The organism is Haladaptatus sp. DYSN1, assembly GCF_029489995.1.
Classification (GTDB): Archaea; Halobacteriota; Halobacteria; order Halobacteriales; family Halococcaceae; genus QDMS2.
In genome coordinates this window covers 143,325-155,265 of record NZ_CP120470.1, presented here as the reverse complement: position 1 = coordinate 155,265, position 11,941 = coordinate 143,325, and the positions used below count along the sequence as shown (strand labels likewise).

Annotated in this window: 13 protein-coding genes; 5 read left to right on the top strand and 8 right to left on the bottom strand. The window is 59.4% G+C overall.

Annotated elements, in window-relative coordinates; all coding sequences use genetic code 11:
• Positions 1-2: 2 nt before the first annotated feature.
• The 3 genes from P0648_RS00810 to P0648_RS00800 form a co-directional block, all read right to left on the bottom strand.
• Positions 3-1,244, bottom strand: a complete 1,242-nt coding sequence (locus P0648_RS00810; RefSeq protein ID WP_276246145.1) for a transposase — start codon at positions 1,242-1,244, stop codon at positions 3-5.
• Between the two features lie 441 nt (positions 1,245-1,685).
• Complete coding sequence (locus tag P0648_RS00805; RefSeq protein WP_276246146.1) at positions 1,686-1,964, bottom strand: hypothetical protein; 279 nt, start codon at positions 1,962-1,964, stop codon at positions 1,686-1,688.
• Positions 1,961-2,338 (bottom strand): helix-turn-helix domain-containing protein, encoded by a 378-nt coding sequence (locus P0648_RS00800; protein ID WP_276246147.1) that lies wholly within the window; start codon positions 2,336-2,338, stop codon positions 1,961-1,963. The genes P0648_RS00805 and P0648_RS00800 overlap by 4 nt, the downstream gene beginning before the upstream one ends.
• 243 nt (positions 2,339-2,581) lie before the next feature.
• Here P0648_RS00800 and P0648_RS00795 point away from each other — a divergent pair, with 243 nt between their 5' ends.
• Both P0648_RS00795 and P0648_RS00790 read left to right on the top strand, forming a co-directional pair.
• Positions 2,582-3,730: a multicopper oxidase domain-containing protein gene (locus P0648_RS00795; RefSeq protein ID WP_276246148.1), complete on the top strand. Its 1,149-nt coding sequence runs from the start codon at positions 2,582-2,584 to the stop codon at positions 3,728-3,730.
• A gap of 5 nt (positions 3,731-3,735) precedes the next feature.
• The gene (locus P0648_RS00790) at positions 3,736-4,743 is read left to right on the top strand and encodes a halocyanin domain-containing protein (RefSeq protein WP_276246149.1); all 1,008 of its coding nucleotides are present in this window, start codon (positions 3,736-3,738) and stop codon (positions 4,741-4,743) included.
• Here the strand turns inward: P0648_RS00790 and P0648_RS00785 are convergent.
• From P0648_RS00785 to P0648_RS00775, 3 genes are all read right to left on the bottom strand, one after another.
• Positions 4,740-5,186, bottom strand: coding sequence for a DoxX family protein (locus tag P0648_RS00785; protein WP_276246150.1), 447 nt, complete (start codon positions 5,184-5,186; stop codon positions 4,740-4,742). The two genes, P0648_RS00790 and P0648_RS00785, sit on opposite strands and share 4 nt — an antisense overlap.
• A gap of 74 nt (positions 5,187-5,260) precedes the next feature.
• Positions 5,261-5,908, bottom strand: coding sequence for a ferredoxin Fer (fer, locus tag P0648_RS00780; protein WP_276246151.1), 648 nt, complete (start codon positions 5,906-5,908; stop codon positions 5,261-5,263).
• A gap of 60 nt (positions 5,909-5,968) precedes the next feature.
• On the bottom strand, positions 5,969-6,817 hold the full coding sequence (locus P0648_RS00775; protein ID WP_277504893.1) for an ABC transporter permease subunit: 849 nt from the start codon (positions 6,815-6,817) through the stop codon (positions 5,969-5,971).
• A 180-nt stretch (positions 6,818-6,997) separates the two neighbouring features.
• Here P0648_RS00775 and P0648_RS00770 point away from each other — a divergent pair, with 180 nt between their 5' ends.
• Positions 6,998-7,390, top strand: a complete 393-nt coding sequence (locus P0648_RS00770) for a FixH family protein (RefSeq protein WP_276246153.1) — start codon at positions 6,998-7,000, stop codon at positions 7,388-7,390.
• Positions 7,391-7,406: 16 nt separating this feature from the next.
• Here P0648_RS00770 and P0648_RS00765 read toward each other — a convergent pair whose 3' ends face one another.
• Positions 7,407-8,702, bottom strand: a complete 1,296-nt coding sequence (locus P0648_RS00765; RefSeq protein ID WP_277504892.1) for an alpha/beta fold hydrolase — start codon at positions 8,700-8,702, stop codon at positions 7,407-7,409.
• Between the two features lie 63 nt (positions 8,703-8,765).
• On the bottom strand, positions 8,766-9,239 hold the full coding sequence (locus tag P0648_RS00760; RefSeq protein ID WP_276246155.1) for an Lrp/AsnC family transcriptional regulator: 474 nt from the start codon (positions 9,237-9,239) through the stop codon (positions 8,766-8,768).
• A gap of 160 nt (positions 9,240-9,399) precedes the next feature.
• Between P0648_RS00760 and P0648_RS00755 the strand changes: the two genes are divergently transcribed.
• Both P0648_RS00755 and P0648_RS00750 read left to right on the top strand, forming a co-directional pair.
• Complete coding sequence (locus P0648_RS00755) at positions 9,400-10,494, top strand: hemolysin family protein (protein ID WP_276246156.1); 1,095 nt, start codon at positions 9,400-9,402, stop codon at positions 10,492-10,494.
• Between the two features lie 140 nt (positions 10,495-10,634).
• Positions 10,635-11,390, top strand: coding sequence for a ferredoxin--NADP reductase (locus P0648_RS00750; RefSeq protein ID WP_276246157.1), 756 nt, complete (start codon positions 10,635-10,637; stop codon positions 11,388-11,390).
• Positions 11,391-11,941: the final 551 nt, after the last annotated feature.

Sequence of the window (11,941 nt, the reverse complement as noted above, 5' to 3'; positions counted from 1 at the left end):
CCCTACCGCTCGTCTTGCGACTCGCGCTTGAGGGTGGGGCTTCCTGCTTCCAAGACGCGCTTTGCAGGAACCGAAGTGGTTCCCGTAGGGAGCGCAGTCTCCACAGGCGTTGATTCGGAGCGTCCCGCTCCTAACTGCTTGATTCCACGCCGAAGGATATTCCACGCCGCGTTCCAATCCCTGTCTGCGGTGAAGCTACACGAGGGACAGGAGTGTTCACGGACCCACAATGGCTTGTCGCTTTTCACTCCACACGCGGCGCACTCTTTGGTCGTGTTTCGTGGGTCAACCGAGATGAAGTGCGTTCCTTCTCGCTCGCATTTGTATTCGAGCATCCGAAGAAAAGTGCTCCATGCGGCGGATGCTCGGTTACGCGAGTTTGAGTTGAACTGCATCATCCCCTTCACGTTCAAGTCTTCGACCGCTACGAGGTCGTACTCTTTTGCGTAGTAGTTCGAGAGTTTGTGCAAAAAGTCGCGGCGCTTCCGTCGGAGGTCGGCGTGACACTCCGCGACCCGACGCCGTTGTGTCTCGTAGTTGGCAGAGCCGTGTTCCTTCCGCGAGAGTTTCCGTTGCTCTCGTTCCAAGCGTTCACGTTCGTCCGAGTGGTCGAGTGATCCGACCGCCGTGCCGTCGGTGTCGTGGGCGTACGTGAGAATCCCAACGTCGATACCGACGCACTTCTCGGGATTCTCGGGTTTCGCAGGCGGGTCGTCAGGGGTTTCGACGCCGAACGTAGCGAACCATTCGCCCGTCGGTTCCTTCTTGACCGTGACCTGCTTGAGTTTCGCGTCGTCGGGAATATCTCGGTGAAGCCGAATTGGTACGTCCGCGAGTTTCGAGAGTGATAGGACAGTCTGACCGCCCTTCTTGTCGAGCTTGAAGCCAGACTGACTGTACGTGAAACTGCGGAACTCCCGTGGCGGCTTCCACGTGAGTTGACCAACGCGATAGCCATTCTCCTTGAGTTTGGAGAGTCCTTTGACGTTCTGCTCGATTCGCATGACCGCTGTTTGTAGAACTGTCGAGTACACGTCCGAGAGGCTGTCCCACCACTCTTTCAGGGATGGAATCTCGTCTCGGATGGACCGAACACGCTGATTGAGCGTGCCTGCGTCCTCGGGTATTTGGTCGAAGCGGTAGAGCGCGTGGTTGTAGAGTTGCCTACAAATGTCTCGGTGGCGGTCCAACTCCTCTCGGTGGGCGTCGGACGGCTTGAGACGGTACTTGTAGGCGTAGTACATTCGCTACTCGTGTTCCTCGATGTACTCGTCAAGTCGCTCGCGGATGAACGACGAGAGATTCAGGTGGTGTTCCTGAACCCACTCGTGTTGGTCCTCTCGGAGCGTGATTGTGGTTCGTTTCACCGTATGCATTGTATTCACTGTATGCACAAAGCAGTTACGATTGCGTGGGCCTGTGGGACGAGTGTCGAACGTGTTTGACACTCGTGCGGCGTTGACGAGACGCGTCGCGTCTCGTTCGCACACGAGAGTAAAGCTCTCGTGAACGCTGTATCCCCTCCCTACTCGCTCCCTTTGGTCGCTCCTTGAGGAAGGGGGCTTAGCGCCTACTTTCAGCTAAAGCGCACCGTTTCTGCTTTTTCGATTTTCTGACGTCTGCTCCGAGTCCTGTCGTGGATTTGTTTCTCGAATCCCTGGTATACTCGTGCGGACGATACAACCTCACTCGGCGTAGAGTGAGTACAGAATTATCCCAAAGCCAGCGGTCGTGAGCGTGCTCTCGATCGAAAGGACGATTCCTGAGTCCAATCCGAACGCTTGGTGGGCTGCACCCGCAGCAAGAGCCCCAACTGTAACGATAGCAAATCCGAGTGCAAGTACCCCAAGCGGCGGTGCGTTGGTTCGTCGATAGGCTCTGTACGCAAAGTAGGTGATGAGGCTGCCGAGGACGAGCGTAATCGTCTTCAGGGCCACGACCACCGTTGGGATGAGTGAACTCATGTTCCTCTGCGCATTTCCGCCCACATCGATGCAAGCTGTTCCTCCGGTTGTGCTGGCGGACGGACGATGGAAACGTCAAATTCTCGGTTTTCGTCGAGCCAAATCGAAACTTCCTCGAACGCGGTATGGTACATCGTTTGGTGGTGTCCGTCTTGCCGGAGTTTCATCTGTGTGGCTAGCAGCGAGGCGTCGTTGAGTTGTTCGAGTTTTCGGTACGTCGTCGAAAGCGGTACGTCGGCCGCATCGGAAAGTTCTCGTGCAGTCATCGGTTCCGTCAACCGTCGAATGAGCGTTCGACATGCCGGGTCGTCCAGACTATCGAGTATCTCCTGCACAGCGGGCGCGTCGTCCTCCCAGAACGATTTTCGCACCATATACCGTCAAAATCCGCACACTGCTAGATTAATGTATTGTTCATCGCAGGGCCCGCGCCTTTTCGATTGACAGCCGGCGACGGGATTGTGCAATCGTCTGGTTTGAACGAATGGGTCTGTCCTGTCCAACCGTTCTCGTACCCGGCGTACTCCCCGCACTGATTGTGGTTCGTGTTGCTTGATTCTCACCTCGTGAGAATTAGTTTCATCGGTTAAGACATATCCATCCAAAGAACTATATGTATGAGTGACAGAATCGGTGCCCCCGGAACCGGAATCTCTCGTCGAAAATTCCTCGCCGCAACCGGCAGCGCTGGTCTCTTTGCGACCGCTGGCTGCACGACTATCTCACAGCCGACGGTACGAACTGTCCCGCTCTCCGGTTCACAGAATGGGCTGAACCTCGACCTCCCGGAGACCGGGAAACCCGAGGTCGTAAACTTAGACGAACGGGGCCACGCGGTCACGATTAAATCCGTGATGGCTCGCCATCACATCCACCCTGGTGAGACGATGAACGGCCCCATCACGCTCCCTGTCGTCTGGGCGTTTCAGGCGGACGATGGCGTTCCGAGCGTCCCTGGCCCTATTCTCCGGTGCACCGAGGGTGCGGAACTGAAAATCACGCTCGACAACTCGGAGATGCAGATGCCCCACACGTTGCACTTCCACGGGGTGCGAAAGACGTGGGAAAACGATGGTGTCCCGACGACGACCGGCGTGACGGTCATGCCCGGCGAGAAGCACACCTACACCATCCCTGCGAACGTCCCGGGCACGCACCTCTATCACTGCCACTACCAGACGCCGATGCACATGGACATGGGCATGTACGGCATCCTTCGGGTTGACCCGAAGGGGTACGAGGAGGCTGACAAGGAGTACTTCATGACCGTCAAGGAATGGGATACCCGCCTCTCGCGCCAGCACGGTGGCGAAAACGTCCAGTACTCGCTCTCGAACCGACACGGAGACGCGTTCACCATCAACGGGAAATCCGCACCCGCGACGTTTCACCCCGAGACGGGGTCACCACTCATCGTCGAACCCGGTGACACGGTCCGCGTCCACTGGGTGAACGCGGGGTTCATGAGCCACCCGCTGCACGTCCACAATCACCGATTCAAAATCGTCGAAAAAGACGGGAGTCCAATGCCGGAGCCGTTGCAGTTCCTGCAAGACGTCGTCAACGTGGCTCCAGCAGAGCGTTACACTATCGAGTTCGAGGCCGATGCAGACCCGGGTATCTATCCGGTTCACTGTCACAAGGTCGACCACATTCGCAACGGCGACAGCTACCCCGGCGGGATGCTGACCGCGATCGTCTACACGGACGCGATGGATACCGATATCTTCCGCAGCGTGATGGACTATGCAGGGTACCAGGGGTGAAATCGATGACCACTGAACTCCACCGCCCCAGAGACTGCATCGACCGCCGACGGTTCCTCACCATGACGGCGGGACTTGCTATCGGCAGTACATTAGGTACGGGTCTGCTTGCGAGACCAGCCTCAGCGGCCGAAGACGACCTCGCGACGTTCTTCGCCAACACCGACAACGTGACCGAACTCGTCGACCGCCGCGGGGAACCGTCGGTCGAAATCATCGTCGGTTCAGCCGGCAACGGTGGGTCGTTTGGTTTCGAACCCGCCGCCGTCCGCGTCGACCCGGGGACGACGGTCGTCTGGACGTGGTCTGGCGAGGGTGGGATGCACAACGTGGTCGCGAAAAACGGTGCGTTCAAATCGGAGTTCTACACGAAACCGGGTGAAACCTACGAATTCACCCCTGTCACGACGGGCGAACACCGGTACGTCTGTGCTCCTCACGAGATGATGGGAATGCGGGGCGTGCTCGTCGTCGGTGACGGGGCGGTTTCCCTTGGGTCTGTCGCGGGTAGTAGTTCATCGAGCGGGACGCGCTCCGCTGAAACGTTCGACGGTTGGCTCGCTCGAACCGATAATTACGACAGTATCACGGACCTGCGCGGCGAGTCGACGGTGACAGTCGAGGTCGGTGCAGACGGTAACGGTGGAGCGTTCGCATTCGAACCTGCTGCCATCCACGTCGACCCCGGCACGACGGTCATCTGGGAGTGGGTTGGCAAGAACGAGTACGATGTCTCTGACCCGGAACTGGGGTATCAGAGTGACCTGCTCGCTGGTCAAGGAAACCGATTCGCAGTGGAATTCGACGGCCACGGACTGAGCAAATATGAGTGTTCAGCCTACGGCGAACAGGGAATGCGAGGCGTCGTCATCGTCGGCAACGGGCCAGACCCCGTGCTCTCTCCGCTCGGCAAGGTCCTCACCGGCGGAACGGCTGTCGTCCTCGGCGCGCCGTTCCTCTACGGGTTACACCGCCACATCAGTGATTCGACCAGCTACGACGAAGCGGACTAGTTCGCGAACGGTACCGAAGGGTGATACTCGCCGTCGAAGACGAGTTCAGCGATGGAGTACGCCCCCGGCCCCATCGCGACCAGCGAGAGCGCCACGACGGTCAACACGAGCGTGAACTCGACGCCGCCGTTCGAATTGGCGAACCCGTTCGGCAGGTGGACGAGCACCGTCGCGCCGAACATGACGCCTGCGACGCCGAGGGCGGCGTACCGCGTGAACAACCCGGCGACGAGCAGCACACCGCCGAGGAACTCGACCACCGCGACTACCACGGCGACGAGCCCGGCGAGCGGCACACCCATCGAGGCCAGGAAGCCCTCGAACTGGCCAAGCGGCATCGCGACGGGGCCAACGGCGAACAGTTTTCCACTCCCGTGGACGACCATCACGAGTCCAAGCGTAAGCCGGACGAGTAGCAGGCCGACGTCGTCGGTATTTTTCATGTCGTACGCGTGGCTACTTGCCGACCGGCAATAATAATTTCTGTAACAATAGTACGAAATAAACAGGGAATCGCTCATTCCTCCGCCCGAACGGTGTCGAACCGCTGGGAGGGGAGTTTGAGTTCGTCGAGGCCGGGGAGGTGTTTGACGTTGAAGACGACTTTCAACTCGTCCGTACAGGGTGTGCCGATACAGGAGAGGCGGATGCCCTTTTCCATCATGTTCTCAGAGAGGACGTGATTGGGCGGCATCTCGATGTCGCCTTCGACCACCGCGACGGCGCAGTTTGCACACGCCCCGCCGCGACACGCGAAGGGCCACGCGAAGCCCGTCTCCTCGACGCTCTCTAAAAGCGCATCCCGGGGGTGGGCGAGCAGCCGACCGTAATCGCGGGGGTTCAGGTTCGTCTCCGCAGCTTTCTCGAAGAGGTCTTCGTCGTGAATGTCCCAGCCGAAGTCGTCAAACACCTCGTAGTTCAGGTACTCGACGCGGGTCTCCGGGCGCTCCTCGCGGACCGGTTCTGTCTCGATTTCTTCTGCTTCCTCGTCTTCGGGGTCGTAGCCGTTTTGAATCTTCGCGTAGGCGGTCTGGACGGCCTTGAACTCGCGGACCGAGCCACCGCGGTCTGGATGGGTCTCCTTTACGCGTTGTCTATACGCCTGCACGACGGTCGAATCGTCTGCACCTGGTTCTATCCCGAGGACATCGAACGGGGACGCCACACCCGAAGTAAGCCCTTGGTGGCTTAAAATCTCTCTGGCGCGGGCAATCGGCCGACCTCCTCAGTGAATATCCGCCGCCCTGAATCGCAGGTAGCCAAGCGAGAGCGGAACGACGACCCACACCGCGAGGATGGGAAAGCCAATCCAGTCCTGCAGGAACGCTGCATTCGACTCGGAGTAGACCGTGAGTTCGTAGTACGCCGGGAGCGCAGACCGACTGGCGAACATGAACGCCCGCGCGGGGTTCAGGACGCCGGCGAACTGTATCACGTCCGGAAGTTGCGCACCTTGGGGCAGCGTCGGCCCGATGAAGATGAGTTGGAGGATGAACATGAGCGCGTCCCAGCCGAGCATGAACAGCGCGTAGAGCGACACCGTCCCGACGAGCGCTTTTCGCTTCGACTCCATCCACGCCGAAAAGCCGACCGCGATGGACACGTACACCGACCCGTAGAGTACCCAGATGGTCGTATTGATGACGAACGATTTCACATCGAAGGCGGCGTAGGTCACCAGCGCGATGACGCCCACGGCGAGGCCGGCGATTGCTGTAACCGCCATCACGACGGCGACCCGTCCGAGGAACTTCCCGAACACGACGTCCCGTCGGGTATGCGGCAGTGCGAGCATCATCTTGAGCGCGCCACTTTCACGCTCACCAGCGATGGTGTGATAGCCCACGAGTAACCCAAGCATCGGAACGAAAATCGCCCCCGGTTGTCCGAGGCTGTTGATGAGCGCCAGGGTGAATCTCGGAGTGCCGCTGTACCCAACCTGACCAATCTTGGGCACCCACTGAATCGCGGCGAAGAACACGACCGAGAGGAAGAACAGGCTCACCGTCCCGAGAACCGCTGGCGAGCCTCGACACTGGTGGTACTCTTTTCTCGCGACTGTCTGGAGGCTCATCGAATCTCCCGTGTGACTTTCGATTTGGAGGGTTGGCTGGACATTGGGGGAGGATTCGGAGGACGGGCACGTAGTGTTTATGAATTAACATTTTCGATACGGCTCTGTGCCAACACGTATCGTGAAATCGCTGTTAGATGTAACTCAATCTATATCTTCTCGCCGGTCGTTTCAACCTTCGTGACGATTTACCCTTCCCGACGGGCGTTTCTCGGGCTCTCCGGTGCCACGCTTGTGGCTCTCTCGGCCGGCTGTCTGGACGCCTTTGCGTCCGACCCGGCCACGTTGAACATCAAAAACAGCGCAGCGGTCGACCACACGGTCACGGTAAGCGCCGTCCACCGCACGGGCGAGCAGGCGGATTTCGAAGCGTCGTTCACTCTCACGGCAGGCGACGTCCAGCAGGTCCCAAACCCACTGCAGATGGCGGGCACCTACGACATTCGCGTCGTCGTCGCGGACACGTACGACGAGACCTACGAGTGGACCATCTCCGAAAACGGTGCGCGGAGCTTGTATCTCGACATCCAGTCAGACGGGATGTCGTTCTCGGACGCCGACTGGGGCCAGTAGCCCTCCGACAAGAGTGTCAGTCGTCGCAGACGCCGTGAATCCACTCGACGAGGTCCGCTACGACGTATCCGGCGACGTTCCCGCCGAAGTAGAGCGTGCTCGGAGCCACGGGCGTCGGTCCGTGCTGAAAGTAGTGACCGACGTGCTCATAGAATTCGACTCGGCTTCCGGGTGGGAGGTCCGTATCCTGCCACACTTCGAATTTCTGTCGACGAAACGCGGCGAGTTCCGGCTGCAGTTTCTCGTCTGCCCGACTCGTCGTCAGGACGAATACGGGCGAATCGAGCCCGGAGGAGGTGACCAACGGGTCGCAGTCGCGGTGGCTCCGGTGCCACACGCCAGGCTTTCCCAGAATAGTTTCGTCATCGTCGTACTCGTCGGCTTCGAGACGCCGAAACGTCTCGCGCATCTCCTCGAATTCGGCTTCCTGTTCCTCGTCGAGTTCGCCGTCCATCTCCATGCTGTATCGGAGCCACGCGAGGCCGTCCGGGTCGACCATCGAGTCCGGGGTGCCGTCGAGCGAGATGACGCCGGCACAGTCTTCGAACCGGTCAGCAATTCGCGGGGCGACCATGCCACCCTGGCTGTGCCCGGCGATGAACACCCTGCCTGCGTCTATTTCCTCGGCCTCGGCGAGCCTCGAAAGCGCCGCGACCGCATCGTCGGTCACGACGGTGTCGAGCGTGTAGTTCTCGTCCGCGACTTCGTGGTCGAACAGGCGCTTTTCGTACCGGAGCGTGGCGATTCCCTCGCTTGCGAGCCCCCACGCGACGTCCTTGAGAATCTTCGAGGCACCCACTGTCCCGTCCGGGTCGTGGAGGCCGTGACCGTGGACGAGCAAAACGCCCGGGAACGACCTGTCGCCCTCGGGTACGGCGAGAATACCTCCAAGGTCAATGTCTCCGGCGTCGATGATCACGTCGTGTTCTGCGAACGCCTCGCGGTCGACGTACTCGGGAACCTCGTACGCGGGCGAAAACGAGAAGGCTGTGACCTCGTCCCCCTCGAATTCGACGGTGGCCGTTTCGCTCCCGTTAGCAAAGCAGAGTTCCACCTCGGCCACTCCGTCTCCGACGGTCACTGCACCGATTCCTTCGAACTCGCCGTGCTGACCGTACAGTCCCCACCAGTACTCGGAGAGGGCTTCCGTGGGGTCGAGTGGACCCTGCTGGAACTCGTCGGGAAAGGCGGCGACGACCTGCTCGCGGCCGGCTTCAGTGAGCAACTCCACGGCCTCTTCGAATGACTGCTCGCCGAATCGCGTGGCGAACTCGTGGACTGTGGCTCCGACTGTCTCGTCGCTTCCAGTCATCGGTTCACGATTCCCGGACGGCGCTGAAATAGATTGGTGGGCGACACGTTGCTTCCGACGGCCCTACGATTCGTCTGTCTCTTCGAACCCGGAAAACGAACTTCGGTGAGTGCTCCGAATCAAGTCTTCGTCTGAAACCTGGAGACCGAGCTCGTCCAGTTCCTCGCCGATTCGCGTGAGGTCGTCGCCATCGACGCCGACTGCCTGGACGAGCACGTTCGCCTCGCCCGTCATCACCTCCTGGACCTCGACGACGCCATCGACTCCCGCGGCCGCGGTCGCGAGTTCGCCACGGTCTGGAATCGGGGCGGTACAGACGATGAGTGTGAACAGTTGATATCCCGCCCGCTCATAATCAACGTCGGCATGATAGCCGCGAAGCACCCCAGCGGCTTCGAGTTGCTGAATCCGATTTCGAACCGTACTCGCAGAAACCGAGAGCGTGCTTGCGATGTCACTGGACGAGGTGTGGCGTGCCTCCGATTGCAAGTGTGCGAGAATGCGTCGGTCAAGGTCGTCTACGTCTCGACTCACCATTTTGCTACATGGTTCACGCGTCCACATAAAAACGTACCTTCACTCTGTGTCAATCTGACATTCAATACTACGAAACATGCGCTTCTGACAACAAACTATTTAAAATTCCGAGCAGGTCGACACATACTACTATCTCCGGAAAGAAGGAAACATCCACCCAATGAACGCCATCGAGATCTGGATTCGCCTGTTGGCGGGCGTCCTGCTTATCCTCGCCAACGGCTTTTTCGTCGCCATCGAGTTCGCGCTGACCCGCGCTCGCCAGTTCACCGAAGACGAGTTCATCGACGGGAATCCCAAGCTGGAGCGGGCCTGGGAGATGACCAACGATCTCGAACTCTACCTGACGACGTGCCAGGTGGGCATTACCGCCTCCAGCATCGCGGTCGGTATCGTCGCCGAACCGGCACTCGCCGCCATCTTCGAGCCGCTGTTCGGCGGCACGGTGCTCGCCAATATCGGCGCTGGTGCGCTCATCGCGTACTTCATCATCAACCTCATCCACCTCACCCACGGTGAACAGACGCCAACGTACCTCGGCGTCGAACGCTCTCGCTTCGTCTGTCGCTATGGTGCGGCCCCCCTCCACTGGTTCTACGTCGCCATCTCGCCGATTATCAAACTGGGCGACATGGTCGCGAAGTGGACGCTCAAGCTGTTCGGCATCGAGATGTCTGGCGCGTGGCTCGAAGCCGAAACCGACGTCATTGAATCTCGGAGCCAACTTCGAAACCGCATGAGTTCACTCCTCGAACAGGGGGACATTAAAGGTGAGCGCCACGACGAAGTGCTGAACGCACTCGAAGCCGGGACCTTCGAAGTCCGGGACGTGATGGTCGACGAATCGGACATCGTGTTCCTTTCGACCGACGCATCTGTCACCGAAAACCTCAAACGGGTCTCTGAGACGCCCCACACCCGCTATCCGCTCGTCGGGGAATCACCCGCCGACGTCGAAGGCATCGTCTACGTGCCGCAGGTGCTCGACAACATCGACGCACTGCGCGACGAGGAGGTCACCTTCGGCGACATTGCCGCCCCGCCGATGACGCTCTCGGCGGAAACCACTGTCAGTGATGCCATCGACAAGTTCCAGGCCGAACGCCAGGAGTTAGCCCTGGTGCTCGCAGACGGCGACGTCGTCGGACTGGTGACCGCAACCGACGCGCTCGAAGCCGTCGTCGGCGAACTCGAAGACCCACTCGACGACCAATCTGCGAGTGACAAACCGACGGGTCATCCGTCGTCGACCTAGGGACCGGCTGTCGGTTTTCGTTCTTTCGTTGAACGGCGATGTCCAACTCCATGCCATGAGCTTCTCGAATTTGTCGGGTAGGAGACTCCACGCCGCTGTCTGAGACAGGTCCTTCCTCCTCGGTGTGCTATTCTAGCCTAATGAACGACGACAGCTCACTTCGAAAAACGGAACACGGCGTTGCGTTCGTCGCCGAGGTCCTGGAATCTCGACCCTTGACGCCGACGAGCCACCACATCCGCACCAGCCGCCACCCCCAGTTCGTGTACGAACCGGTTCAGTTCACGAGACTCTCGCTGCGCACGTCCGAAGGCTCGGCGAGATTCGACGACTCTCGACCCATGTCGCTGGCCAGTTCGCCAACCCGAGACTCTCTCGAATACGGCGTCCGTGTCTCAGATAGTCCTTTCAAGCAGGCGTTCGTGAACCTCGAACCCGGAGACGAGGTCCTGGTCGAAGGTCCTCGCGGCCATTTCATTCTGAACCCCGAGCGGGACACCGTCCTCATCGCCGGCGGCATCGGCATTACCCCCCTGAAAGGCATGGCCGAGTACGCGAGCGACAAACACCTCGATATTCCCGTCCGCCTCATCTACAGCAATCGAACCGCAGATGAAATCGCCTATCGAGATGAACTGGACGCGCTCGTCGAGTCGAACCCACAGTTCGAACTCATTCACACACTCACCCGCGAACCCGAAGGAAGCGAGTGGACGGGGCGCAGAGGGCGTGTCGACAGAGCCCTGATCGAAGCCGTCGTGAACGAGTTAGAGGCTCCTGTCTTCTATCTCTGTGGCACCCCCGGGATGGTGCGCGGATTGTGGGAAATCTTGCAATCGATGGGGGTCCCGCCGGAGCGAATCATTTACGAGCAGTTCTGGGGCTACACCGGCTGAGAGACAGCCCGTACCTGGCCTACGGGAAGTTCGAAGACACACTTAACGACCGTTCAGGGAGCGACACACAGGCGGGCCTTTCGTCGGAGAACGAGTACCGATTCTCACACTCGGTTCCAAGCCCGTAACACAGCCGAACGCGCCAGTGCGGGTCGCTCGACCAGCGAGGCGAGTTCCACAATCGGCCTGAAACCCCGCTAGAAGGCGTGTGGTTGGCGTTTTGGTCTGAGTGTGGAGCCTGTCGTCGCGGGAGGAATAGAGAAATCGAGATTTCGAATTTCGAGTGTAGAGCTGTTCTATCCGTTTCTTTCCGGGTTTCGAGAATCCCATTGCTCCCTCTTCTACAGACACGCTCGCCTGTCGACTGACGGTAATTCCCAAAACCGCACGACTGAAACCGATTGTGGAACTTCGGACGCACGTTTGACGGCCACAATTGAGTGGCCACGCCGTATTTCCACACTCGGATTATTGCCTGAATACTCGGGTTTCAACGCTGCTATAGCCAATTTGGATTTCTAACTTGCTCCACTGCAATTCCACGCTCTTTT